Raw genomic sequence first — 23,361 nt, forward strand, 5'->3', positions numbered from 1 at the left:
TCCGCGTTCGGGCGGCCACCCCACGCAGGAAAGGGACGTTTGTGAACGGGCCTCTCATCGTCCAGAGCGACAAGACACTGCTTCTCGAAGTCGACCACGAGCTCGCGGGGGCCGCGCGGCGGGCCATCGCCCCCTTCGCCGAGCTCGAACGGGCCCCCGAGCACATCCACACGTACCGGATCACCCCGCTCGGCCTGTGGAACGCACGGGCCGCCGGGCACGACGCCGAGCAGGTCGTCGACGCGCTCGTCGAGTTCTCCCGCTACCCCGTCCCGCACGCGCTGCTCGTCGACGTGGCCGAGACCATGGCGCGCTACGGCCGCCTCACCCTCTCCAAGCACCCCGTGCACGGGCTGGTCCTGACCAGCACCGACCGGCCCGTGCTGGAGGAGATCCTGCGTTCGAAGAAGATCGCCCCGCTCGTCGGGGCCCGGCTCGACCCCGACACCGTCGCCGTGCACCCCTCCGAGCGCGGGCAGATCAAGCAGACCCTGCTGAAGCTGGGCTGGCCGGCCGAGGACCTCGCCGGGTACGTCGACGGCGAGGCGCACGCGATCGAGCTGGAAGAGGACGGCTGGGCGCTGCGCCCGTACCAGCAGCAGGCCGTCGAGGGCTTCTGGCACGGCGGCTCGGGCGTGGTCGTCCTGCCCTGCGGCGCCGGAAAGACGCTGGTCGGGGCCGGGGCCATGGCGAAGGCCAAGGCGACGACCCTGATCCTGGTGACGAACACCGTCTCGGCCCGCCAGTGGAAGCACGAGCTGGTCAAGCGGACCTCGCTGACGGAGGAGGAGATCGGCGAGTACTCCGGCACCCGCAAGGAGATCCGGCCGGTCACCATCGCCACGTACCAGGTCCTGACGACGAAGCGGAAGGGCGTCTACCCGCACCTGGAGCTGTTCGACTCCCGGGACTGGGGCCTGATCCTCTACGACGAGGTGCACCTGCTGCCGGCGCCGGTGTTCAAGTTCACCGCCGACCTCCAGGCGCGGCGCCGGCTCGGCCTGACCGCGACGCTGGTGCGCGAGGACGGCCGCGAGTCGGACGTGTTCTCGCTGATCGGCCCGAAGCGGTTCGACGCGCCGTGGAAGGAGATCGAGGCTCAGGGCTACATCGCGCCGGCGGACTGCGTCGAGGTCCGGGTGAACCTGACCGAGAGCGAGCGGCTGGCGTACGCGACCGCCGAGACGGAGGAGAAGTACCGCTTCTGCGCGACGACGGCGACGAAGCGGAAGGTCACGGAGGCGCTCGTCGCCAAGCACAAGGGCGAGCAGACGCTGGTCATCGGGCAGTACATCGACCAGCTCGACGAACTCGGCGAACACCTGGACGCGCCCGTGATCAAGGGCGAGACGTCCAACGCGCAGCGCGAGAAGCTCTTCGGAGCGTTCCGCGAGGGCGAGATCAGCGTGCTGGTGGTGTCGAAGGTCGCGAACTTCTCCATCGACCTGCCGGAGGCCACGGTGGCGATCCAGGTGTCCGGTACGTTCGGCTCCCGCCAGGAGGAGGCCCAGCGCCTCGGCCGCGTCCTGCGCCCGAAGGCGGACGGCCACGAGGCGCGGTTCTACTCGGTCGTCGCGCGCGACACGATCGACCAGGACTTCGCGGCCCACCGCCAGCGCTTCCTGGCCGAACAGGGCTACGCCTACCGCATCATGGACGCCGACGAACTCCTGACGACCGACGGACCGGCGGACTGACGGGCGATCTGACCGGCTGACCGCCCGGCTGACCGCCCGGCTGACCGACCGGCTGACCGCCCGGCTGACCGACCGGCTGACCGACCGGCCACCCGCCGTGGCCTGACCGGGCATCCTCGGCGACGCGGACGTCCTGCTGCCCGAGGGGCGGCCTCCGGACGGGGATGGGGACGGGGACCAGGTCCGGCGGGGGCCTCCGGCCAAGGCGGCGGGCCACCGCCCCGGCCAGGAGGGCGAGCAGCGGAACCGCCCAGACCCACAGGTGCGGCCAGTCCGGCAGCAGGGCCCGGACCGGGGCGGGCAGGTGCCGGGCCCAGAACTCGGCGGAGGCCTGCGGAAGGGCCAGCAGGCCGAGCAGGGCGGTACCGGCGAAGGCGCCCAGCGCCGTCAGCGCGGCCCTGACGCGGCCGGTCAGCAGCAGGTACGGGATCAGCAGCGCCGGGGTCAGGGAGATCCCGGCGGCGGTGCCCAGCGCGAAGCCCTTGCCGAGGGCCGCGCGGGGACGGCGCAGGTCCCACAGGACCAGGCAGGCCAGCGCCAGGTTGATCTGCCCGGCGAGCAGGCTCTGGAACAGCGGCTCCACCCACAGCCCGGCGATGGTGGCGGCCAGGACGGGACCGGGCCGGGCCCGCAGCCCCGCGAGGCGGCAGGACATCCGGATCAGCAGCGCGAGCAGGACCGCGTTGCCGAGGACGAAGACGGCCTTCAGCACCCCGGAGGGCAGCCAGGCGGCCGGGGTGAACAGGATCGCCGCGAACGGCGGGTACGCGGCGGGAGGGCGCCACTCGGCGGCGCTGAAGCCGGCGGCGAGGCCGTCGGCGATCGGGATCCGCACCACGATGCAGAGCACGCCGAGCACGAGGAGCGGGCCCGTGACCAGTACGCCGGCCAGGGGCGACGTCGGCGGGCTGGAAGGGAGACTCCGGGTCACGCGCGTGACCCTAGTGGATCACCACGGCCGCCCCGCCGCTATCCGGCCAGGCGGAGCAGGGGCCGCGGTCAGCGGCGTATGACGCCGACGTCCTCGCCGTACTCGCCCAGGACGACCACGCTCACGGCGGCGGAGGCGAAGACCTTCGCGGCGCGCAGGGCGTTGCCCACCAGGTGGCGGGGGCGGGAGTCGGAGGTGGCGGTGGCGCCGCTAGGGCGGCCGCCCCGGATCGGGGTGAAGGTTGCGGTGCTCATGTATCCATGGTGCGTTCTCTGCGCGGATGTCACATCGGTCTGCGGGTGGAACCCCAGGCCCTCCCGCCTACTCCTCCCGGCCCATGCCGCCCCCTAGTGGCTCTGTCCGAGGTCTGACACCCCCGGTACGACACCCGGACGGGCCCACCCCTCCGGGGGGACTTCCCGCCGGAGAATCCGTTCGCGCCGCGTCCGCGCACTGACTACAATCTCCGCTCTTGCCGCCTCCCGCCGCCGTTTCGGGGAGAGCCGCCCACCGGCCGGAAACCGGCGGGCTCCGTTCCGTACCGATCAGCAGCTGGAGGCACTTCCGTGTCCGCGCACGCCCCCGAGACCGGCATCGACGACGACAGCGACAACGACAACGACTCCGGCGCCGCCCACCCCCTCGCCCGCGAGCAGGCCCACCTCACCGCCTCCCGCGCCGCGCTCCGCGCCATGCGCGAGGACGTCGAGGCCCTCGACATCCGCGACGTCACCGCGAACTGGGTCAACGCGATCGTCCTCCAGGCCCAGATCGACGACCGGATCAAGGCCCTCGCAGACCTCGCGCACACCCCGCTCTTCTTCGGCCGCCTCAACTACCTGCACGCACCCGGCGCCGAGCTCGCCGAGGGCGCGGAGGGCGAGCAGTTCTACATCGGCCGCCGCCACGTCCACGACGCCGACGGCGACCCCATGGTCATCGACTGGCGCGCGCCCGTCTCCCAGCCCTTCTACCGGGCTTCCAAGAACGACCCGCAGGACATCGCGCTGCGCCGGCGCTTCGGCTACACCGGCGGCGAGCTCACCGCGTACGAGGACGAGCACCTCTCCGACCCCTCCGAGGCGGCCGCCGTCAGCAAGCTGCTCCAGCAGGAGATCGAGCGCCCGCGCGTCGGCCCCATGCGCGACATCGTCGCGACGATCCAGCCCGAACAGGACGAGATCGTCCGCTCCGGCCTGTCCGGTTCCGTCTGCGTGCAGGGCGGCCCCGGCACCGGGAAGACGGCCGTCGGCCTGCACCGCGTCGCGTACCTGCTGTACGCCCACCGCGACCGGCTCGCCCGCACCGGCACCCTCGTCATCGGGCCGAACCGCTCCTTCCTGCACTACATCGAGCAGGTCCTGCCCGCCCTGGGCGAGCTGGAGGTCAAGCAGGCCACCGTCGAGGACCTCGTCGCCCGCGACGGCCTGGAGATCCGCGGCGCCGACGCCGCCGCCACCGCCGTCGTCAAGGGCGACGCCCGCATGGCGCAGGTGCTGCGCCGCGCGGTCCGCTCGCACGTCACCCCGCCCGCCGAGCCGCTGATGGTGGTGCGCGGCTCGCGCCGGTGGCGGGTGCCCGTGTACGAGCTGGCGGAGATCGTGGCGGAGCTCCAGGACCGCGACATCCGCTACGGCGCCGCCCGCGACGCGCTGCCGCAGCGGATCGCGCACACCGTGCTCGTACGGATGGAGCAGGCGGGCGAGGCCCCGGACGACCGCGTCCAGGACTCGGTGGCCCGCGGCCCCGCCGTGAAGGCGGCGGTCAAGGCGATGTGGCCGGCCGTGGAGCCGGCGAAGCTGGTGCTGCGCCTGCTGTCGGACGCGGAGTTCCTGGCGGAGCACGCGGCCGGTGTGCTCTCGGACGAGGAGCAGGAGCTGCTGCTGTGGGCGAAGCCCTTCCGCAGCGTGAAGTCGGCGAAGTGGTCGGCGGCGGACCTGGTCCTGATCGACGAGGCGGCCGACCTGGTGGAGCGTACGCACTCGCTGGGCCACGTCGTCCTCGACGAGGCGCAGGACCTGTCGCCGATGCAGTACCGGGCGGTGGGGCGGCGCTGTACGACCGGCTCGGCGACGGTGCTCGGCGACCTCGCGCAGGGCACGACCCCGTGGGCCACGCGCAGCTGGGACGAGGCCCTCTCCCACCTGGGCAAGGCGGAGGCGGTGCTGGAGGAGCTGACGGCGGGCTACCGCGTACCGCGCGAGGTGATCGCGTACGCCTCGCGGCTGCTGCCGTCGATCTCGCCGGGACTGGCGGCGGTCTCCTCGGTGCGTGAGACGCCGGGGTCGCTGGTCGTGGCGCCGGCGGTGGACCCCGCCGGCCTGACCGCCTCGGTGATCGAGGCGTGCCGCGCCTCGCTGGGCCACGAGGGATCGATCGGCCTGATCGCGGCGGACGCCCGGATCCCGGAGCTGGCGCAGGCGCTGGAGGAGGCGGGGATGGCGTGCCTGGCGCCGGGTGAGGAGACGACGGCGGCCTCGCGCCTGACCCTCGTTCCGGCCTCGCTGGCCAAGGGCCTGGAGTACGACTACGTGGTCCTGGACGAGCCGGCGGCGATCGTGTCGGGCGAGCCGGACGAGCGGACCGGGCTGCGCCGGCTGTACGTCTGCCTCACCCGGGCGGTATCGGGCCTGACCCTGCTCCACGCGGCCCCGCTGCCGGCGGAGCTGGTCTGAGGCCCGTGCCCGCGGATCGGGCCGGAGGACGGGACCGTCCTCCGGCCGACCGTCAGGACAGGGCGGTTCGCCAGGCGGCCACCGCCCGGGCCGAGACGGGGGCCGACCAGCCGTCGGGGCGGGCCGCGCCGCCGATGTGGAACGCGTCGATCCCCGCCGCGAGCAGCACCGGCAGGTGCGACAGCGCCAGCCCGCCGCCCACGAGGATCTGCGCCGTGTAGCCCGGCTCGCCGCGGCGCGCCGCCTCGGCGAGCAGCACCGGCAGCCCGTCGTCGACGCCGGCCGCCGACCCCGCCGTCAGGTACGTGTCCGGCGCCGCGTACTCCGGCAGCTCCGCGAGCGCCTTGCGCAGCTGGTCCCGGTCCGCGGCCCGGTCGATGGCCCGGTGGAAGGTCCACTCGCAGCCGCCCAGCTCGGCCACGACCGCCTCGATCGCGGCCAGGTCCGGGCTGCCGTGCGCGTCCAGGAACCCGAGGACGAACTCGTCCGCCCCCTCCGCCCGCAGCGCCCGCGCCCGCGCGGCCAGCCGTTCCACGTCCGCCGCCGAGCCCGCCGCGAACCCGTCGGCCGTGCGGAGCATCACGCGCAGCGGGATGTCGACCGCCGCCCTGATCGCCGCGAAGGTCTCGCGCGGCGGGGTGAGCCCGTCGGCGGCCATGTCGGTGACCAGTTCGAGGCGGTCCGCCCCACCCTCCTGGGCCGCGACCGCGTCCTCCGCGTCGAGGGCGATCACCTCCAGGACTGCACGGTTGCTCATTGGGCCCCACTCCTCCGGAAAGCTGCTGGTATGGAAAATAGGTCTAGTCCAATATCCAGAATACGGGCCTCCGCCCACCCTCCACCAGCACAATCACGCCACCCGCACAATGTGCGCATGGACCGTATGGCTGACCGCATGGACACCGCCCCGCTCCGCGCCCGCTGGCGCGCGACCACCGCCGCGGCCGGCGCCGCCGGCGACCGCGACCCCGGCCCGTACGCCGACCGCCTCCTCGCCGCCTGGGCGGAGCCCCAGCGCCGGTACCACACCACCGCGCACCTGGCCGACGTACTGGCGCGGATCGACGTACTGGCCGCGCACGCCGCCGACCCCGCCGCCGTCGAGCTCGCCGCCTGGTTCCACGACGCCGTCTACCGCCCCGACCGCTCCGAGAACGAGGAGCGCAGCGCCGCCCTCGCCGAGCGCGCCCTGCCCGAGCTCGGCATCGACGCGGCCCGCACCGCCGAGGTCGCCCGCCTGGTCCGGCTCACCGTCACCCACGACCCCGCCCCCGGCGACACCAACGGCGAGGCGCTCTGCGACGCCGACCTGGCGGTGCTCGCGGGCGCCCCCGACGCGTACGCGGCCTACGTCGGCGCCGTCCGCGCCGAGTACGGCTTCGTCCCCGAGGACGCCTTCCGCACCGGCCGCGCCGCCGTACTGCGCCAGCTGCTCGGCCTGCCCCGCCTCTTCCGCACCCCCTACGGCGCCGCGCACTGGGAGGCCCCGGCCCGCCGCAACCTGGCCGCCGAACTCGCCGAGCTCGCCGAACCGGCCACCGGCCCGGGCACCGGCCCGGCCACCGATCCGGCCACCGATCCCGCCGCCCGGGAATGAGATCCGGTTCGCGGTGGTTTGTGCAGAGCATGCCCTCCGCCACCCCTCCGGCCGCAGGCCGCGTCCGCATGCCCGTCGCCGTCTACGTCCTCGGCCTGTCCGTCTTCGCGCTCGGGACGAGCGAGTTCATGCTTTCGGGGCTGCTGCCGCCCATCGCGCAGGACATGCACGTCACCATCCCGCAGGCCGGCCTGCTCATATCCGCCTTCGCGATCGGCATGGTCGTCGGGGCGCCGCTGCTGGCGGTCGCCACCCTGCGCCTCCCGCGCCGCACCACCCTCATCGCCCTCATCAGCCTCTTCGGCCTCGGGCAGGTGGCGGGCGCGCTGGCCCCCTCGTACGAGCTCCTCTTCGCCTCCCGCGTCGTTTCCGCGCTCGCCTGCGCCGGCTTCTGGGCGGTCGGCGCGGCCGTCGCCATCGCCATGGTGGACAAGGACCAGCGGGCCCGCGCCATGGCCGTCATGATCGGCGGCCTCTCCATCGCCAACGTCCTCGGCGTCCCCGCCGGCGCCTTCCTCGGGGAGCACCTGGGCTGGCGGTCCGCCTTCTGGTCGGTCGGCGCGGCCTCGGCGGTCGCCCTCGTCGGCATCCTGGCGCTGATCCCGGACATCCCGCGGCCCGCCGTACGCCCCACCCTCGCGCGCGAGCTGCGCATCTACCGCGACCGCCAGGTGTGGCTGTCGATCGGCGTCACGGCGCTGGCCGCGGGCGGCGTCTTCTGCGCCTTCAGCTACCTGTCGCCGCTGCTGACACAGGTCGCCGGACTGGATGCCGGCCGGGTGCCCTGGGTGCTCGCGCTGTTCGGCGTCGGCGCGCTCGTCGGCACGACGATCGGCGGGCGGATCGCGGACGCGCACCTGTTCGGCGTGATGCTGTGGGGGATCACCGCGTCCACGGTCTTCCTCCTCGCGCTGGCCCTGTTCGCCTCCTCGGCGGTGGCGGCCATCGGCCTGTCGTTCCTGATCGGCCTCTCGGCGTTCGCCACGGCGCCGGCGCTCAACGCCCGCATGTTCAACGTGGCGGGCGCGGCCCCGACCCTGGCCGGAGCCACCACGACGGCCGCTTTCAACCTGGGCAACACGGGCGGACCCTGGCTCGGCGGCGCGGTCATCGACGCCGGCCGCGGCTTCGCCGCCACCGCCTGGGCGGGCGCCGCGATGACGGTGACGGCCATCGCCCTGGGGGCGATCGCCCTGCGCCTGCACACCCGCACCCCGCAGCCCCCGACCCGGGTGATCGCGTCCTCCACCGCGCAGCCGGCCGCCCCGGCCACCGCGGACGCGGCCGCCCGCTGACCAGGGCCCTCCCCGGTTACGCGGCCGGGCGGCCCTTCGGACGGCGCAGGCCCGCGGCCGTCAGGCGGCGGACCAGTTCCTTGCTGCCGACCTCCACCGCGCCCGCGCCGACCGCGTCCGCGTAGCGGTGCGAGGGCACGTCGTAGTGGTCCCGCTCGAACGCCTTCGCCGGGCAGCCGATCGACGTCGCGAAGGCGTGCAGTTCCTCGTACGAGACGTCGCTGACCAGGTGCGACCACATGCGGCCGTGGCCCGGCCAGGTCGGCGGGTCGATGTAGAGCGTCACCGGCGGCTCACCGGCCGGCGCCGAACACGGGGGCGAGGCCGCCGACCGCGGCGACCTTCACGCCGGCCTTGGCGCAGACCCAGTGCGGATCGGGTCCCAACTCCGGCTCCACGTCCAGCGCGTGCGGATCGCCGTGCGAGCAGACCGGGCACAGCGGCCAGCGCCCGTACTTCTCCAGCAGCGCGTCCTGCACGTCCTGCGCGACGAGTCCGGCGAGGTAGTCGACCCCCTCGGGCCACTGCTCCACCCACCACCGGCGGTGCGTGACCGAGTCCTCGACGAGGGAGACGACATCGGCGTCGGCGACCTCGCCCGCGGCGAGATCGGCGAGGACGAGGGCGCGCGCGACGTGCAGCGCCTGTTCCAGGGGGGTCGCGTGGTCCATGCGCCCATTGTGAACCCGTACGGCCCAAGTGGTGAAGGTCGTTCCCGTACCGGTGCCCGAATGGTGCCTTGACCACCGCCCAGGCCGAAAATAGATTCCAGAAATGAGCGACGACCCGAAAGTAACTTTCAGCGAGGGCGTGGGCACCGTCCCGCTGCGGGCCCGCGTCCGCAGCCTCGGCCCCTCCATGACCCGCTCCGTCCAGGCCGTCGCCGAAACCGTCGCCGCCGACCCCGCCGGCTGCTCCCGCCTCACCGTCAGCGCGCTCGCCGCGCGCACCGGCACCAGCGAGGCCACCGTCGTCCGCACCGCCCGCCTCCTCGGCTACCCCGGCTACCGCGACCTGCGCCTGGCCCTCGCCGCGCTGGCCGCGCAGCAGGAGACCGGCGCGGCCCCCGCCGTCACCGCCGACATAGCCGTCGACGACCCGATCGCCGACGTCGTCGCGAAACTGGCCCACGAGGAGGCCCAGACCCTCGCCGACACCGCCGCCGGACTCGACCTCGCCGCCCTCGCCTCCGCCGTCACCGCGCTCGCGACCGCCCGCCGGATCGACGTCTACGGCGTCGGCGCCTCCGCCCTCGTCGGCCAGGACCTCGCGCAGAAACTGCTGCGCATCGGCCTCGTCGCCCACGCGCACGGCGACCCCCACCTGGCCGTCACCGGCGCCGTCCAGCTGCGCCCCGGCGACGCCGCCGTCGCGATCACCCACTCCGGCGCCACCGGCGACGTGATCGACCCCCTCCGCACGGCCTTCGAGCGCGGGGCCACGACCATCGCGCTCACCGGTCGCCCGAACGCCCCCGTCGCCCAGTACGCCGACCTCGTACTGGCCACCTCCGCCGCCCGCGAGACCCGGCTGCGCCCGGCCGCCATGTCCAGCCGGACCAGCCAGCTCCTCGTCGTCGACTGCCTGTTCGTCGCCGTCGCGCAGCGGACGTACGAAAGCGCCGCGCCCGCGCTCGCCGCCTCCTACGAGGCGCTCGCCCCCCGCCGCCGATCCGCCAGGAGCCCCCGCCCATGACCGGCTCGTACGCCGCACTCCGCGCCCAGCTCGACACCCTGACCACCGAGGTCTTCCGCCCCGAACTCGCCGAGATCGACCGGCAGTCCACCCTCGACATCGCCCGCACCATGAACGCCGAGGACGCCGGCGTCCCGGCCGCCGTCGCCGCGCAGCTGCCGCGGATCGCCGCCGCGATCGACGCCATCGCGCCGCGGATGGCCCGCGGCGGGCGGCTCGTGTACGCGGGCGCCGGCACGGCCGGCCGCATGGGCGTACTGGACGCCAGCGAGTGCCCGCCCACCTTCAACACCGACCCGGCGCAGGTCGTCGGCCTGATCGCGGGCGGCCCCGGCGCCATGGTCCGCTCCGTCGAGGGCGCCGAGGACTCGAAGGAGCTGGCCGCCGAGGACCTCACCGTGCTGGACGTCGGACCGGACGACACCGTCGTCGGCGTCTCCGCCTCCGGACGCACCCCGTACGCGATCGGCGCCGTCGAGTACGCCCGTACGCGCGGCGCGCTCACGGTCGGGCTGTCCTGCAACTCCGGCTCGGCGCTGGCCGCCGCGGCCGAACACGGCATCGAGGTGGTCACCGGGCCCGAGCTGCTGACCGGATCCACCCGCCTGAAGGCCGGCACCGCGCAGAAGCTCGTACTGAACCTGATCTCGACGATCACCATGATCCGGCTCGGCAAGACGTACGGGAACCTGATGGTCGACCTGCGCGCCTCCAACGAGAAGCTGCGCGCCCGCTCCCGCCGGATCGTCGCGCTGGCCACCGGGGCGCCGGACGAGGAGATCGAGGCCGCGCTGGATGCCACGGGCGGCGAGGTCAAGCAGGCCGTGCTCGTGCTGCTCGGCGGCGTGGACGGCCCGGCGGCGGCCGAACTGCTCACGGCCGCGCACGGCCACCTCCGCGAGGCGCTGGCCATGACCACGGCCTCGGCCCCGCGGCCCCCGACCCGCTGACCCGCTGACCCGCTGACCTGCTGACCTGCTGACCTGCTGACCTGCTGACCTGCTGACTGCCCCGTTTCCCCGACGCAAGGCGATCACCACATGTCCACTGACAAGAACCGCGCCACAGCCGCCGCGATCCTCCCCCTGGTCGGCGGCCCGGACAACATCGGCTCCATCGCGCACTGCATGACCCGGCTGCGCATCGCGCTGCACGACCGCTCACTGGTGGACGACGCGGGCCTGCGGGCGCTGCCCGCCGTGCTCGGCGTCGTCGAGGACGAGACCTACCAGATCGTGCTGGGCCCCGGGACGGTCGCCCGGGTGACCCCGGAGTTCGAGGCGCTCGTCGAGGAGGGCCGCTCGGCCGGGACTGCCCCGCGCACACCGGTCACCGCCGAGGAACTCGCCGCCCAGGGCGTCGCGTTGAAGGAGGCGCAGAAGGCCCGCAACAGCACGCCGGTCAAGCTGTTCCTGCGCCGGATCGCGAACATCTTCGTCCCGCTGATCCCCGCGCTCATCGGCTGCGGCATCATCGCGGGTCTGAACGGCGTGCTGCTCAACACCGGTTGGCTGCCCGGCATCGTCCCGGCCCTCGCCGCGATCGCCTCCGGCTTCATGTCGCTGATCGCGGTCTTCGTCGGCTACAACACGGCCAAGGAGTTCGGCGGTACGCCCATCCTGGGCGGGGCCGTCGCCGCGATCATCGTCTTCCCGGGCGTCGCGAAGATCGACGCCTTCGGCCAGCACCTCTCCCCCGGGCAGGGCGGGGTCCTCGGGGCCCTGGCCGCCGCCTTCCTCGCCGTCCACGTGGAGCGGCTGTGCCGCCGGTGGGTGCCCGAGTCGGTGGACGCGCTGGTCACCCCCACCCTCACCGTCCTGGTCTCCGGGCTGGTGACGATCTTCGGCCTGATGTTCCTCGCCGGTGAGGTCGCCACCGCCATCGGCTCCGCCGCCACCTGGCTGCTCTCCGCCGGCGGGGCATTCGCCGGGCTGGTCCTCGGCGGCCTGTTCCTGCCGCTGGTGATGCTGGGCCTGCACCAGGCGCTGATCCCGATCCACACCACCCTCATCGAGCAGACCGGCCACACCGCCCTCCTGCCGATCCTCGCCATGGCGGGCGCCGGCCAGGTCGGCGCGGCGCTCGCGGTCTACTGCCGGCTGCCGCACAACCGGTCCCTGCGCACCACCATCAAGTCCGCGCTCCCGGCGGGCTTCCTGGGCGTCGGCGAGCCGCTGATCTACGGGGTCTCGCTCCCGCTCGGGCGCCCCTTCGTCACCGCCTGCGTGGGCGGGGCGGCGGGCGGGGCGTTCGTCGGGCTCTTCAACCAGCTCGGCGTCGCCTTCGGCGCCACGGCCATCGGCCCGTCCGGCTGGGCCCTGTTCCCGCTGCTGGACGGCCCCTCAGGGCTCGGCCCGAACCTGGCGATCTACGCGGGCGGGCTGCTGACCGGCTACCTGGTCGGCTTCGCCGCCACGTACTTCTTCGGCTTCACCCCCCGGATGCTGAACGAGCTCAACACCGACCGGCCCCTCGCCCCGGCCGCCGCCGACCCCGCCCCGGAGCCCTCCCTGGCGAAGATCTAGACCGCCCGGGAAGACTGCCCGGATGCAGACGCCCGCCGAAGCCGCCCCGACAGACACCGCGCCGACAGACACCGCGCCGGCCGGAACCGCGCCCGACGGAGCCGTTCCCGGCGCCGCCCTCCCCCCGGTGGTCCCGCCGGGCCGGATGGCGGCCCTCCCGCAGCCGGTCCTCGACCTCCCGCCGGGCCCGTTCCACCTGCGGCCGTGGACCCCGTACGACGCGCCCGCGCTGGTCGAGTCCTGCCACGATCCGGAGATCCGCCACTGGAACCGCACGCCCGTGCTGTCCCCGGCCCGGGCGGAGGAACGGATCGCGCGCTGGCAGGAGCGCTGGCGCGCCGAGGCGGCCGCGATATGGGCGGTGGCCCCGAGCGGCGGCGGCCTGCCCGTCGGCCTGATCGGCGTGGCCGACCTCGACCTCCCCGGCGGGAGCGGGGAGATCATGTACTGGCTGCTGCCCGCGGGCCGCGGCCGCGGGATCATGGCCGGGGCGACGGCCCGGGTCGGACGCTGGGCGTACGACGACCTCGGCCTGCACCGTCTGCGGATCACCCACTCCGTGGCCAACCCGGCCTCCTGCCGCGTGGCGCAGAAGGCCGGCTTCGCCCTGGAGGGCACGATGCGCGGCGCCCTCCTCCACGCGGACGGCTGGCACGACGAACACCTCCACGCCCGCCTGCGCACGGACGGCCCGCTCCCCGCCTGAACTCCCCCCGGGGCGACGCGGCCCGGCTCACCAGCCGATCGTCGGGGCCACGTCGAGGATCGGCGGGAGGCGGCCGTCGTCGTCGAGGTTGACGAACGTCCGGCCGTCGAGGGCGAACGACCCTCCCAGCCGCAGGCCGCGCAGGACCGTCGACTCGCCCTCCGGCTCCCCCGTGTCCGGGGCGAGGTGCCGGCGGTGGGTGTACGCGCCCTCCGTGACCACGGCGATCCGGCCGGACCGGCCGTCGACGCCGAGGGCGCGGACCCGCCCGTCGTCGTCGAACGCGCGGGTCCACAGGTGGCGGCCGTCCTTCAGGGAGAACGCCGCCAGGACCTCCCTCTTCTCCCGTTCCGGGACCGCCGCGTACAGCACGTCGCCCGCGACCAGCCACTGTGCCCCGCCCGTGGTGGGGACGTACGGCGCCGGCGACTGCTCGCGCGGACGGCCCGCCCCGTCGAACACCACCAGGCGGCCGTCACCGACGGCGGCGGCCGGGGACGCCGACACGATGCGCGGGGACTCGTACCCGACCGGCATCGGGAACCGCCAGGCGACGGCTCCGGTGCCGTCAGCGAGCGCGGACAGCTCGACCCCCCGGTCGGTCCGGGCCAGGAGCAGGACCCGTTCGGGGCCGGCGGCGACCTCCATCGCGACGGCTCCCGCGGGCAGCGGGAAGCGCCACCGCTCGGCGCCGGTGGCCAGGTCGAGGGCGGTCACGGCGTCCGTGGTCGCGGTCACGGCCAGGGAGCCGCCCGCGGACGGCTTGCCGACGAGCCCCGGCACGTCCTCGGCCCAGAGCTGCTCGCCGGAGGTGACGTCCACCGCCACCAGGCGGTTGCCGCAGCTGCCCGCCGCGGTGGTCATGGTGAGCAGACCCGTGCCGGACGGGGCGTCCGCGCTCATCGCGCACACCGCGCCGCCCTCCGGGGCGGGCAGGCTCCAGCCATGGCGGCCCTCCCCGTTGTAGCCGGTCACCCCGTCCGTGCGGGCCCGGACCACGTACCCCGTGGCCCGGGGCCCCGCCCAGGAGCCGAGGGGCTTGCCCGCGCCCGGCCCGTCCGGGACCTGGTACGAGAAGAGGTCCATGTGCGGGCCGCGCAGCCAGGAGAAGCCGAGCCAGCCCGGCCACAGAGCGAGGAGCGAGACGGCGACGGCCACGGTCCAGCCGACGGCGGAGCGGTACCCGCGGCCCTTCACGACCGACCACCACGAGCCGCCCGCGAGCACCCCGGCGACCAGCGCCCACGCAACCAGCGGGACCAGCCCGCGCGGGTAGACCACGGCGTCGGGGGCCATGTCCACGACGGCCAGCCGCACGCACAGGACGGTGTACAGCACCGCCACGAGGCTGAAAGAGCAGGCCGCGGCGAGCAGTACGCGGTCCCGGAGCCGCTTCACGAGCGGCGATGGCGTGTCCATGATCGGATCCCCTCCCGGGCCGCAGCCTATCCGTGGGCCGGGGGGATCCCGTCGGAGCCCGCCGAGGTCGGAGGCCGGGTGCCCGGCCGTGCAGACCCCGCCCCGTTCGAGCCCGCGGCCCCAGGGGCCGCCCCGGGGGTCAGCCCCGGGCGGCCTCGACGAACGCCCTGATCAGCTCGGGGGACTTCACCCCGCGCTCCCGCTCCACCCCGCTGGACACGTCCACGCCCCACGCGCCGGTGGTCGCCACGGCCTCGCGCACGTTCCCCGGGTTCAGCCCGCCGGCCAGCAGCCAGCGCCCTTCGGGCGCGGCGAACTCCTCGGAGCCCCAGTTCCACGGCTTCCCCGAGCCGGGGTCGGGCGCGTCGAGCAGCAGCAGGTCCTCGCCGTACTCCCCGCAGCGCTTCACGTGCTCCGCGGTGGCCCGCAGCAGGGTCCGGCCCTCGGCGCGCAGCGCCTCGTAGAACTCGGGGCCCTCGTCCCCGTGGAGCTGCACTCCCCGTACGCCGCTCTCCTCGGCGAAGCGCCGCACCTCCTCGACCGGCTGCCCCCGGAACACCCCGACGGTCAGCACCGAGTCCGGCACTCCCGCGGCCAGCGCCCGCGCGGTGGCGGCGCCGACGGTGCGGGGGCTTCCCGGCGCGAAGACGAACCCGACGGCGTCGGCCCCGGCGTCCACGGCCGCACCGACGTCGTGCCCGGTCTTCAGCCCGCAGATCTTCACGAACAGCTCGCTCATGCCCCCAGTCAACCAAACCGCCCCGTCCGATGGTGATCCGTCTCGCCGTTCGACCCGGGAAACGCCCGAGGGCGGCACCCCCCGTGCAGGGAGTGCCGCCCTCGGTCGAAGAACAGCCGATCAGCCTGGGGCCGATCAGAAGTCCATGTCACCGCCCGGCATGCCGCCGCCGGCCGGGGCGCCGGCCTTCTCGGGCTTGTCGGCGATGACGGCCTCGGTGGTGAGGAAGAGGGCCGCGATCGACGCCGCGTTCTGCAGCGCGGAGCGGGTGACCTTCGCCGGGTCGATGATGCCCTCGGCGATCATGTCCACGTACTCGCCGGTGGCGGCGTTGAGGCCCCAGCCGACGGTCAGGTTGCGGACCTTCTCCACGACGACGCCACCCTCAAGACCACCGTTGACGGCGATCTGCTTGAGCGGGGCCTCCAGGGCGAGCTTCACGGCGTTGGCGCCGGTCGCCTCGTCACCCGACAGGTCGAGCTTCTCGAAGACCGCGGAGGCCTGGAGCAGGGCCACGCCACCACCGGCGACGATGCCCTCCTCGACGGCCGCCTTCGCGTTGCGAACGGCGTCCTCGATGCGGTGCTTGCGCTCCTTGAGCTCCACCTCGGTCGCGGCGCCGGCCTTGATGACGGCCACGCCGCCGGCCAGCTTCGCGAGGCGCTCCTGGAGCTTCTCGCGGTCGTAGTCCGAGTCGGAGTTCTCGATCTCGGCGCGGATCTGGTTGACGCGACCCTGAACCTGGTCGCTGTCACCGGCACCGTCGACGATCGTGGTCTCGTCCTTGGTGATGACGACCTTGCGGGCGCGGCCGAGCAGGTCCAGGCCCGCGTTCTCCAGCTTGAGGCCGACCTCCTCGGAGACGACCGTGCCGCCCGTGAGGATGGCGATGTCGCCGAGCATGGCCTTGCGGCGGTCGCCGAAGCCCGGGGCCTTGACGGCGACCGAGCGGAAGGTGCCGCGGATCTTGTTGACGACCAGGGTCGACAGGGCCTCGCCCTCGACGTCCTCGGCGATGATCAGCAGCGGCTTGCCGGACTGCATGACCTTCTCAAGGAGCGGCAGCAGGTCCTTGACCGAGCCGATCTTCGAGTTGACGATCAGGATGTACGGGTCGTCGAGCGACGCCTCCATACGCTCCATGTCGGTGGCGAAGTAGGCCGAGATGTAGCCCTTGTCGAAGCGCATGCCCTCGGTGAGCTCAAGCTCCAGACCGAAGGTCTGGGACTCCTCGACCGTGATGACGCCTTCCTTGCCGACCTTGTCCATGGCCTCGGCGATGAGCTCGCCGATCTGGGTGTCGGCGGCGGAGATGGAGGCCGTGGAAGCGATCTGCTCCTTGGTCTCGACATCCTTCGCCTGCTCCAGCAGGGCGCCCGAGACGGCCTCGACGGCCTTCTCGATGCCGCGCTTGAGGGCCATCGGGTTGGCGCCGGCGGCCACGTTGCGCAGGCCCTCGCGGACGAGCGCCTGGGCGAGCACGGTGGCGGTGGTCGTACCGTCGCCCGCGACGTCGTCCGTCTTCTTGGCGACTTCCTTGACCAGCTCGGCGCCGATCTTCTCGTACGGGTCCTCCAGCTCGATCTCCTTGGCGATGGAGACGCCATCGTTGGTGATCGTGGGGGCGCCCCACTTCTTCTCAAGGACGACGTTGCGACCCTTGGGGCCAAGGGTGACCTTGACGGCGTCGGCGAGCTGGTTCATCCCGCGCTCGAGACCGCGCCGGGCCTCCTCGTCGAACGCAATGATCTTGGCCATCTGAAGTGGTCCTCCAGGACTGGGGTTCCCCCTGCACCGTCGGTACGGGGGGAGGCTTGGATTGCTCCGGACCGCGCCCGCGCCCGCGACGGACGGCCTGCGTGCCCGGCGGTTCCTTCCCGCCGGACCCTGCGGGCCTCACCGACCCGGTCCTGTGTAGTAGCACTCTCAAGTGGAGAGTGCTAACGCCAATGATTAGCACTCGACCCCTCCGAGTGCAAGCGGCTTCGAGGAAGCCCCGCCGAGGGCGCCGGGCCCCCGCCCCGGTCCCGGGCAGCACGAAGGGCCCGTACCCCTCCTCTGAGGTGCGGGCCCTTCGTGTGTATGCGTCGGTGGTCGATCGCGCCGGGACTAGACGGCGAGCTTGACCATGTCCGCCTGCGGACCCTTCTGGCCCTGCGAGATCTCGAACTCGACCCGCTGACCCTCTTCAAGGGTGCGGTACCCGTCCATCTGGATGGCGCTGTAGTGGACGAACACATCCGCACCACCGTCGACCGCGATGAAGCCGTAGCCCTTCTCCGCGTTGAACCACTTGACGGTGCCCTGAGCCATGCCTAACTCCCCTATTACTGGCCCTTGCGCAGGACCGCACTTCGCGGTCCCGGGTCAGAACTTGCGCCGGAACGCCTCGACCGGGGCTGAATGTATCTGCACCGCTGCTGTCTGCAACAGGTCAATCCGACGAGAAATCTGGACACGGGGATACATTGAAATAGAGTGAAAATTTGGCATATTCCCGGGCAACTCGGACCCGGCATATCTCGCCAAAGCCCCATACCGCACTCGGACATTGACTCAATGTCAACCATCACGCGACCCGCTCATATGCGGCGGGCAAGAACAGCGGAGGGGACTTCCCCAACTCTACCGCGCCCAATCAAGCAGAATTACCCCCTCCGCTTTTACCGGAGGGGGTAATTCTGGGTCTTTCGCGCGTCAGCAGCCGCCGGCGACGGCGGGGATGATCGAAACGCCCGCGCCGTCCGGCGTCACCGCGTCCAGACCACCCTCGAAGCGCACGTCGTCGTCGTTGACGTAGACGTTCACGAAGCGGCGCAGCTTGCCCTGGTCGTCCAGGACACGGGCGGCGATGCCCGGGTGGCTCGCCTCCAGGGAGGCGATGACCTCGGAGAGGGTCGCGCCCTCGGCGGAGACCTCGGCCTGGCCGCCGGTGTAGGTGCGCAGGATGGTGGGGATGCGGACGTTGACGCTCATGGCGCTACTGCCTTTCCGGAAGCGAGGGGTGGGGATCAGGCCAGGCCGGCGGCGCGGAACGCGTCCAGGCTCGGGCGGATGGTGGCGGTCTGCCCGCTGTCCGCGGCCACCGCCTCCAGGGTCTTGAGGCCGTCACCGGTGTTGAGGACCACCGTGGTCAGCGCCGGGTCGAGCTGTCCGTTGTCGATGAGCTTCTTGGTGACGCCGACGGTCACGCCGCCCGCGGTCTCGGCGAAGATGCCCTCGGTCTGCGCGAGGATCTTGATGGCTTCGACGACCTGCTCGTCGGTGACGTCCTCGACGTAGCCGCCGGTACGGCGGGCGATGTCCAGGACGTAGGGGCCGTCGGCCGGGTTGCCGATGGCGAGCGACTTGGCGATGGTGTTCGGCTTCTGCGGGCGGACCACGTCGTGGCCGGCCTTGAAGGCGGTGGACACCGGGGAGCAGCCCTCGGCCTGCGCGCCGAAGATCTTGTACGGCTTGTCCTCGACCAGCCCGAGCTTGATCAGCTCCTGCAGACCCTTGTCGATCTTCGTCAGCTGCGAGCCGGACGCGATCGGGATCACGATCTGGTCGGGCAGCTGCCAGCCGAGCTGCTCGCAGATCTCGTAGGCCAGGGTCTTGGAGCCCTCGCCGTAGTACGGGCGCAGGTTGACGTTGACGAAGCCCCAGCCCTCGCCGAGGGGGTCGCCGATGAGCTCGGAGCAGAAGCGGTTGACGTCGTCGTAGTTGCCCTCGATGCCGACGAGCTCGCCGCCGTACACACCGGCCATGACGACCTTGCCCTGCTCCAGGTCGTGCGGGATGAACACGCAGGAGCGGAAGCCGGCCCGGGCGGCGGCGGCGCCGACGGCGCCTGCCAGGTTGCCGGTGGAGGAACAGGACAGGGTGGTGAAGCCGAAGGCGCGGGCGGCCTCGACGGCGATGGCCACGACGCGGTCCTTGAAGGAGTGCGTCGGGTTGCCGGAGTCGTCCTTGACGTACAGCTTGCCGGTGAAGCCGAGCTCCTTGGCCAGGTTGGCCGCGTCCACGAGCTTGGTGAAGCCGGGGTTCAGGCTGGGCTTGGAGGCCACGTCCGCGGGGACGGGCAGCAGCGGGGCGTAGCGCCAGATGTTGTTCGGGCCGGCCTCGATCGCCGCGCGCAGCGCTTCGGGGTCACCGGTCGGGAGGTCGTAGGCGACTTCCAGCGGACCGAAGCACTCGACGCAGGCGAAGATGGGTCCGAGCTCGAAACGGGTGCCGCACTCACGACACGAGAGGCCGGTGGCAGGTCCGAGATCGACAGAGGTGGCAACAGTCTGTGCAGCCATGATGGCGAGGCCCTTTCTCCTCATCTTCCCCATGGCGCACTTCGCCATGAGACGGAATTGGCACCTTCCCTAGCCGGGGACCTCGCTGCTGCAAGCAAGCGCGAGAACCGACTGGAGGGTTGCCGGGGCTTCAACGGGCCGTGTCCCTCTGCCCCTCTGGATGAGCGGTATGGCACCGGGTTGCGCGCAGGATGCGCGTCCGGGCGTTTGTGCGCGGGGACCCCCGGCATGCGGTGGTCCTTCGCGTTGTTCAAGACTGTAACCGAAGGCCCGGATGGTTGAGACAGCCGTCCGAACCGCGAGATGGATCATTTTTCGGCCCAAACCGCCGAGGGGCGACGGCCCGCCGGCGGACGACCAGGGAGTGCTGAACGTGCTGGAAGAGGTGGAGCGCTGGTTCGCGGACCGCTCCTGGTCCGCGGCCGACCGACCGCTCGACCAGCTGCTTTGCGCGAAGCGGGCGGCGGGCACCACGGTCAGCGTGGTCCTGCCCGCGCTCGACGAGGAGGAGACGGTCGGCGCGATCGTCGAGGTGATCCGGCGCGAACTGATCGACGGGTTGCCGCTGCCGCTGGTCGACGAACTGGTCGTGATCGACTCGGGCTCAACCGACCGGACCGCCGAGGTGGCGGCGAAGGCCGGCGCCCGGGTGGTGCACCGCGACGACATCCTGCCGCGGATCCCGGCCGTGCACGGCAAGGGCGAGGTGCTGTGGCGCTCACTGCTGGTGACCACCGGGGACGTCGTCTGCTTCGTGGACGCGGACCTGCGGGACTTCTCCTCCGCCTTCGTGTCCGGGATCGTCGGTCCGCTGCTGACCGAGCCGGACGTGCAGTTCGTCAAGGCGATGTACGACCGCCCGCTCGGCGCGGAGTTCGACGGGCCCGCCTCCGGCAGGCCCCCCGGCCAGGGCGGCCGGGTCACCGAGCTCGTCGCCCGCCCCCTCCTGAACCTCCACTGGCCGCAGCTGGCCGGGTTCGTCCAGCCGCTGGGCGGCGAGTACGCCGTGCGCCGCTCCCTGCTGGAACGCCTGCCGTTCCCCGTCGGGTACGGGGTGGAGCTCGGCCTGCTGGTGGACGCCCTGCACACCGTCGGACTGGACGCGCTGGCCCAGGTCGACGTGGGCGTACGGCTCCACCGCCATCAGGACGGCCAGGCGCTGGGCCGCATGGCCGCGGCGATCTACCGGACGGCGCAGCTGCGGCTCTCGCGCGCGCACCTCGTACGGCCGGAGCTGACGCAGTTCGAGCGCGGCCCGGACGGGTTCGCGCCCCGGACGTACCCCGTGGACACCGAGGAGCGGCCGCCGATGGCCGGCATCAAGGAGTACTCCGGCCGCCGGGTGGCGTGAGGGAACTGACGTTTGAGCGGGCGGGCCCCGGGCTAGGTTCGCCGCATGGCTTCCCAGGTACTCGTCGCAGCGAACCGCGGCCCGCTCTCCTACGTACTCGACGACGACGGCGCCCTCACGGCGCGGCGCGGCGGGGGCGGACTCGTCTCCGGCCTCTCCGCCGCCCTCGCCCGCCAGCCGGAGGCGCTGTGGATCTGCGCGGCGCTCTCCGACGCGGACCGGGAGGCGGTCCGCCGGGGCGTCTCCGAGCCCGGCGTCCGGATGCTGGACATCGATCCCACGACGTACGACGCGGCGTACAACGGCATCGCGAACTCGGTGCTGTGGTTCACCCACCACCACCTGTACGACGTCCCCCGCGAGCCGGTCTTCGACGCGCGGTTCCGGCGGCTCTGGCAGGCGTACGTCGCGTACAACCAGGCCTTCGCACGGGCGCTGGCCGAGGAGGCGGGCGAGGGCGCGGCGGTGCTCGTCCAGGACTACCACCTGGCGCTGGTCCCCGGTGAGCTGCGCGCACTGCGCCCGGACCTGAGGATCGGCCACTTCACGCACACGCCGTGGGCCTCGCGCGAGTTCCTGGAAATGCTCCCCGACGACATCCGCTCCCAGCTGACGTGGGGGATGCTCGGGGCCGACCGGCTGGGATTCCACACCCGGAAGTGGGCTGCCGAGTTCGTGCGCGGCGCGGCCGTCGACGACGCGCGCGGATGCGCCGACCCGTTCTGGCCGTCGGGTTCCGCGCCCGGCGTGCACCACCGCCCGATGGGCCCGGACGGACGGCTCGGGGAGCGGCGCACCACCGGCGTGTGGGCGTACCCGCTGGGCGTGGACGGGGACGACCTGCGCGACCTCGCCCACCGGCCGGTCGTCGACGACAAGCTCGCCGCGCTGCGGGCGGAGGTGGGCGACCGGGCGACGATCGTCCGCGTGGACCGCACGGAGCTGTCGAAGAACATCCTGCGCGGGCTGCTGGCGTACCGGGAGCTGCTGACCGCGCACCCCGAGTGGCGGGAGCGGGTGGTGCACCTGGCCTCGGCCTACCCCTCGCGCCAGGACCTGGAGGTCTACCGGTCCTACACCCAGTCGGTGCGGGACCTGGCGGCGGAGATCAACGCGGAGTTCGGCACGGCGGACTGGCAGCCGGTGCTGGTCTCCGTCGAGGACGACTTCGCGCGCTCGCTCGCGGCCTACCGGATGGCCGACGTGGCGCTGGTCAACCCCGTGCGGGACGGGATGAACCTGGTCGCGAAGGAGATCCCGGTGGTGTCGGAGGCGGGGTGCGCGCTCGTGCTGTCCACCGGGGCGGGGGCGTACGAGGAGCTGCGCGAGGACGCGCTGACGGTGAACCCGTACGACGTGACGGCGACGGCCGAGGCCCTGCACGCGGCCCTGTCCATGCCGGCGGGTGAGCGGCTGGAGCGCACGAAGCGCCTGGCCGCCGCCGCCACCGCGCTCCCCCCGGCGGCCTGGTTCACGGCCCAGCTGGACGCACTGCGCGGCGGCGCGTAGCGGCAGCCCGCCGCGCGGGGCCGGGGGCCCCGTCGGCCGGGGCCCCGTCAGCCGCGGATGGCCCCGGCCAGCGCGGCCAGGAAGGCCACCACGTCCGCCGGGCCGTTCAGGACCAGGTCGGCGCGGGACGCGAGTTCGGGCACCTCCGCCGAGCCGCTGGCCACCAGCAGCCCCGGCATGCCGTCGGTGCGCAGCTTCTCGACGGCCGCGTACGCCGCGAGGTCGCCCAGGTCGTCCCCGGCGTACAGGACGGCCTCGGCGCCCGTCTCCGCGAGGTACTCGGTCAGGGCCACGCCCTTGTCCATCCCCGGCGGCCGCAGCTCCAGCACCGCCCGCCCCGGCTCCACCATCAGCCCGTGCCGCGCCGCCAGCTCGGCCAGCGGCTCGCGCAGCGCGGCGAAGGCCGCGTCCGGGTCCGCGGCCCGCCGGGTGTGCACGGCCAGGGCCCGGCCCTTCTCCTCGATCCAGGTGCCGCGCCAGGCGCCGATGGAGTCCAGGAACCCGGGCAGCTCCGCCCGTACGGCGGCGACCCCCGGGTGCTCGGCCGGGGTGTGCACGATGCCGGTCACGGCGTCCCAGCGCTCGGCCCCGTAGTGGCCCAGGACCACCAGGTGCTCCAGGCCGTCGGCCCCCGCGAAGCCCCCGTAGCGGACCGCCACCCCGGCCGGGCGGCCGGTGATCACGGCCACCGAGGCGACCTCCGGGGCCAGGGCGGACAGCGCCGGGACGGCCCCCGGGTGGGCCCGCGCCTGGTCGGGGTCCGGGACGATCTCGGCGAGGGTGCCGTCGAAGTCGAGCGCGACCACGCTGCGGCGGGGCACGCGGAGGAGGGCTTCGAGTCCCTCCCGTCCGGCGGCGGTGACGGGCATCGGCATGCTGTGCGGATGGCTCCCCATGGGGACGACCCTAACGGCCCCGCCGGGCCACGGCTACGGC

Annotated in this window: 22 protein-coding genes and 1 riboswitch; of the genes, 10 read left to right on the top strand and 12 right to left on the bottom strand. The window is 73.4% G+C overall.

The annotated features are described in order from the left end of the window. Positions 1–41 precede the first annotated feature (41 nt). The gene (locus AB0M92_RS04955; protein WP_366100680.1) at positions 42–1,697 is read left to right on the top strand and encodes a DNA repair helicase XPB; all 1,656 of its coding nucleotides are present in this window, start codon (positions 42–44) and stop codon (positions 1,695–1,697) included. Here the strand turns inward: AB0M92_RS04955 and AB0M92_RS04960 are convergent. Together AB0M92_RS04960 and AB0M92_RS04965 are read right to left on the bottom strand one after the other, a co-directional pair. Next, a complete protein-coding gene (locus AB0M92_RS04960) occupies positions 1,651–2,628 on the bottom strand; it encodes a glycosyltransferase family 87 protein (protein ID WP_366100681.1) in 978 nt (325 codons plus the stop codon). The genes AB0M92_RS04955 and AB0M92_RS04960 overlap by 47 nt on opposite strands. A gap of 68 nt (positions 2,629–2,696) precedes the next feature. Then, the gene (locus AB0M92_RS04965; protein WP_366100682.1) at positions 2,697–2,882 is read right to left on the bottom strand and encodes a hypothetical protein; all 186 of its coding nucleotides are present in this window, start codon (positions 2,880–2,882) and stop codon (positions 2,697–2,699) included. A gap of 438 nt (positions 2,883–3,320) precedes the next feature. Here AB0M92_RS04965 and AB0M92_RS04970 point away from each other — a divergent pair, with 438 nt between their 5' ends. After that, positions 3,321–5,303, top strand: coding sequence for an AAA family ATPase (locus AB0M92_RS04970; protein WP_366100810.1), 1,983 nt, complete (start codon positions 3,321–3,323; stop codon positions 5,301–5,303). Between the two features lie 52 nt (positions 5,304–5,355). Here the strand turns inward: AB0M92_RS04970 and AB0M92_RS04975 are convergent, their stop codons facing one another. Next, on the bottom strand, positions 5,356–6,060 hold the full coding sequence (locus AB0M92_RS04975) for a copper homeostasis protein CutC (RefSeq protein WP_366100683.1): 705 nt from the start codon (positions 6,058–6,060) through the stop codon (positions 5,356–5,358). Between the two features lie 117 nt (positions 6,061–6,177). Between AB0M92_RS04975 and AB0M92_RS04980 the strand changes: the two genes are divergently transcribed. After that, positions 6,178–6,900, top strand: a complete 723-nt coding sequence (locus tag AB0M92_RS04980) for a hypothetical protein (protein ID WP_366100684.1) — start codon at positions 6,178–6,180, stop codon at positions 6,898–6,900. A gap of 68 nt (positions 6,901–6,968) precedes the next feature. After that, complete coding sequence (locus tag AB0M92_RS04985; RefSeq protein WP_366100811.1) at positions 6,969–8,195, top strand: Cmx/CmrA family chloramphenicol efflux MFS transporter; 1,227 nt, start codon at positions 6,969–6,971, stop codon at positions 8,193–8,195. Positions 8,196–8,211: 16 nt separating this feature from the next. Here AB0M92_RS04985 and AB0M92_RS04990 read toward each other — a convergent pair whose 3' ends face one another. Beyond that, positions 8,212–8,481: a DUF4031 domain-containing protein gene (locus AB0M92_RS04990; RefSeq protein ID WP_366100685.1), complete on the bottom strand. Its 270-nt coding sequence runs from the start codon at positions 8,479–8,481 to the stop codon at positions 8,212–8,214. A gap of 7 nt (positions 8,482–8,488) precedes the next feature. Continuing rightward, the gene (locus AB0M92_RS04995) at positions 8,489–8,866 is read right to left on the bottom strand and encodes a hypothetical protein (protein ID WP_099891255.1); all 378 of its coding nucleotides are present in this window, start codon (positions 8,864–8,866) and stop codon (positions 8,489–8,491) included. 103 nt (positions 8,867–8,969) lie between these two features. Here AB0M92_RS04995 and AB0M92_RS05000 point away from each other — a divergent pair, with 103 nt between their 5' ends. From AB0M92_RS05000 to AB0M92_RS05015, 4 genes are all read left to right on the top strand, one after another. Continuing rightward, entirely contained in the window at positions 8,970–9,890 is a 921-nt protein-coding gene (locus AB0M92_RS05000; RefSeq protein ID WP_366100686.1) for a MurR/RpiR family transcriptional regulator, read from the top strand. Next, positions 9,887–10,840, top strand: a complete 954-nt coding sequence (murQ, locus tag AB0M92_RS05005; protein WP_366100687.1) for an N-acetylmuramic acid 6-phosphate etherase — start codon at positions 9,887–9,889, stop codon at positions 10,838–10,840. Before AB0M92_RS05000 ends, murQ begins: the two co-directional genes overlap by 4 nt. A 90-nt stretch (positions 10,841–10,930) precedes the next feature. Next, positions 10,931–12,415 carry a PTS transporter subunit EIIC gene (locus AB0M92_RS05010; RefSeq protein WP_366100688.1) on the top strand — a complete coding sequence of 495 codons (1,485 nt, stop codon included), beginning with the start codon at positions 10,931–10,933 and terminating at the stop codon, positions 12,413–12,415. A 22-nt stretch (positions 12,416–12,437) separates the two neighbouring features. Then, positions 12,438–13,121, top strand: a complete 684-nt coding sequence (locus AB0M92_RS05015; protein WP_366100689.1) for a GNAT family N-acetyltransferase — start codon at positions 12,438–12,440, stop codon at positions 13,119–13,121. Positions 13,122–13,148: 27 nt separating this feature from the next. Here AB0M92_RS05015 and AB0M92_RS05020 read toward each other — a convergent pair whose 3' ends face one another. The 6 genes from AB0M92_RS05020 to thrC all read right to left on the bottom strand — a co-directional run bounded on the left by AB0M92_RS05020 (position 13,149) and on the right by thrC (position 19,565). Beyond that, complete coding sequence (locus tag AB0M92_RS05020) at positions 13,149–14,540, bottom strand: PQQ-binding-like beta-propeller repeat protein (RefSeq protein WP_366100690.1); 1,392 nt, start codon at positions 14,538–14,540, stop codon at positions 13,149–13,151. 139 nt (positions 14,541–14,679) lie between these two features. Further along, positions 14,680–15,279: a phosphoribosylanthranilate isomerase gene (locus tag AB0M92_RS05025; protein WP_366100691.1), complete on the bottom strand. Its 600-nt coding sequence runs from the start codon at positions 15,277–15,279 to the stop codon at positions 14,680–14,682. Between the two features lie 135 nt (positions 15,280–15,414). Continuing rightward, the gene (gene groL / locus AB0M92_RS05030) at positions 15,415–17,037 is read right to left on the bottom strand and encodes a chaperonin GroEL (protein WP_366100692.1); all 1,623 of its coding nucleotides are present in this window, start codon (positions 17,035–17,037) and stop codon (positions 15,415–15,417) included. 351 nt (positions 17,038–17,388) lie between these two features. Continuing rightward, positions 17,389–17,592 carry a cold-shock protein gene (locus AB0M92_RS05035; RefSeq protein WP_005315736.1) on the bottom strand — a complete coding sequence of 68 codons (204 nt, stop codon included), beginning with the start codon at positions 17,590–17,592 and terminating at the stop codon, positions 17,389–17,391. A 384-nt stretch (positions 17,593–17,976) separates the two neighbouring features. Continuing rightward, a complete protein-coding gene (locus AB0M92_RS05040) occupies positions 17,977–18,255 on the bottom strand; it encodes a MoaD/ThiS family protein (RefSeq protein ID WP_030156974.1) in 279 nt (92 codons plus the stop codon). Between the two features lie 35 nt (positions 18,256–18,290). Next, positions 18,291–19,565, bottom strand: coding sequence for a threonine synthase (gene thrC / locus AB0M92_RS05045; protein ID WP_366100693.1), 1,275 nt, complete (start codon positions 19,563–19,565; stop codon positions 18,291–18,293). Between the two features lie 17 nt (positions 19,566–19,582). Further along, positions 19,583–19,732, bottom strand: a riboswitch (SAM riboswitch). A 206-nt stretch (positions 19,733–19,938) separates the two neighbouring features. Here thrC and AB0M92_RS05050 point away from each other — a divergent pair. Together AB0M92_RS05050 and AB0M92_RS05055 are read left to right on the top strand one after the other, a co-directional pair. Continuing rightward, positions 19,939–20,916, top strand: a complete 978-nt coding sequence (locus AB0M92_RS05050) for a glucosyl-3-phosphoglycerate synthase (protein WP_366100694.1) — start codon at positions 19,939–19,941, stop codon at positions 20,914–20,916. A 45-nt stretch (positions 20,917–20,961) separates the two neighbouring features. Next, complete coding sequence (locus tag AB0M92_RS05055; RefSeq protein ID WP_366100695.1) at positions 20,962–22,425, top strand: trehalose-6-phosphate synthase; 1,464 nt, start codon at positions 20,962–20,964, stop codon at positions 22,423–22,425. Between the two features lie 47 nt (positions 22,426–22,472). Here AB0M92_RS05055 and otsB read toward each other — a convergent pair whose 3' ends face one another. After that, positions 22,473–23,321: a trehalose-phosphatase gene (gene otsB / locus AB0M92_RS05060; RefSeq protein WP_366100696.1), complete on the bottom strand. Its 849-nt coding sequence runs from the start codon at positions 23,319–23,321 to the stop codon at positions 22,473–22,475. Between the last annotated feature and the right edge of the window lie 40 nt (positions 23,322–23,361).

Source organism: Streptomyces sp. NPDC051582, assembly GCF_040681715.1.
In the GTDB taxonomy this organism is placed as follows: domain Bacteria; phylum Actinomycetota; class Actinomycetes; order Streptomycetales; family Streptomycetaceae; genus Streptomyces.

Excerpts from the sequence above, each read along its gene's own strand:
- AB0M92_RS05010 (WP_366100688.1), top strand. The coding sequence starts at position 10,931 with ATGTCCACTGACAAGAACCGCGCCACAGCCGCCGCGATCCTCCCCCTG.
- AB0M92_RS04970 (WP_366100810.1), top strand. The coding sequence starts at position 3,321 with ATGCGCGAGGACGTCGAGGCCCTCGACATCCGCGACGTCACCGCGAAC.
- AB0M92_RS04980 (WP_366100684.1), top strand. The coding sequence starts at position 6,178 with ATGGACCGTATGGCTGACCGCATGGACACCGCCCCGCTCCGCGCCCGC.
- AB0M92_RS05055 (WP_366100695.1), top strand. The coding sequence starts at position 20,962 with ATGGCTTCCCAGGTACTCGTCGCAGCGAACCGCGGCCCGCTCTCCTAC.
- thrC (WP_366100693.1), bottom strand. The coding sequence starts at position 19,565 with ATGGCTGCACAGACTGTTGCCACCTCTGTCGATCTCGGACCTGCCACC.
- otsB (WP_366100696.1), bottom strand. The coding sequence starts at position 23,321 with ATGGGGAGCCATCCGCACAGCATGCCGATGCCCGTCACCGCCGCCGGA.
- murQ (WP_366100687.1), top strand. The coding sequence starts at position 9,887 with ATGACCGGCTCGTACGCCGCACTCCGCGCCCAGCTCGACACCCTGACC.
- AB0M92_RS04975 (WP_366100683.1), bottom strand. The coding sequence starts at position 6,060 with ATGAGCAACCGTGCAGTCCTGGAGGTGATCGCCCTCGACGCGGAGGAC.
- groL (WP_366100692.1), bottom strand. The coding sequence starts at position 17,037 with ATGGCCAAGATCATTGCGTTCGACGAGGAGGCCCGGCGCGGTCTCGAG.
- AB0M92_RS04965 (WP_366100682.1), bottom strand. The coding sequence starts at position 2,882 with ATGAGCACCGCAACCTTCACCCCGATCCGGGGCGGCCGCCCTAGCGGC.
- AB0M92_RS05035 (WP_005315736.1), bottom strand. The coding sequence starts at position 17,592 with ATGGCTCAGGGCACCGTCAAGTGGTTCAACGCGGAGAAGGGCTACGGC.
- AB0M92_RS04985 (WP_366100811.1), top strand. The coding sequence starts at position 6,969 with ATGCCCGTCGCCGTCTACGTCCTCGGCCTGTCCGTCTTCGCGCTCGGG.
- AB0M92_RS04995 (WP_099891255.1), bottom strand. The coding sequence starts at position 8,866 with ATGGACCACGCGACCCCCCTGGAACAGGCGCTGCACGTCGCGCGCGCC.
- AB0M92_RS05020 (WP_366100690.1), bottom strand. The coding sequence starts at position 14,540 with ATGGACACGCCATCGCCGCTCGTGAAGCGGCTCCGGGACCGCGTACTG.
- AB0M92_RS05025 (WP_366100691.1), bottom strand. The coding sequence starts at position 15,279 with ATGAGCGAGCTGTTCGTGAAGATCTGCGGGCTGAAGACCGGGCACGAC.
- AB0M92_RS05015 (WP_366100689.1), top strand. The coding sequence starts at position 12,438 with ATGCAGACGCCCGCCGAAGCCGCCCCGACAGACACCGCGCCGACAGAC.
- AB0M92_RS05040 (WP_030156974.1), bottom strand. The coding sequence starts at position 18,255 with ATGAGCGTCAACGTCCGCATCCCCACCATCCTGCGCACCTACACCGGC.
- AB0M92_RS05000 (WP_366100686.1), top strand. The coding sequence starts at position 8,970 with ATGAGCGACGACCCGAAAGTAACTTTCAGCGAGGGCGTGGGCACCGTC.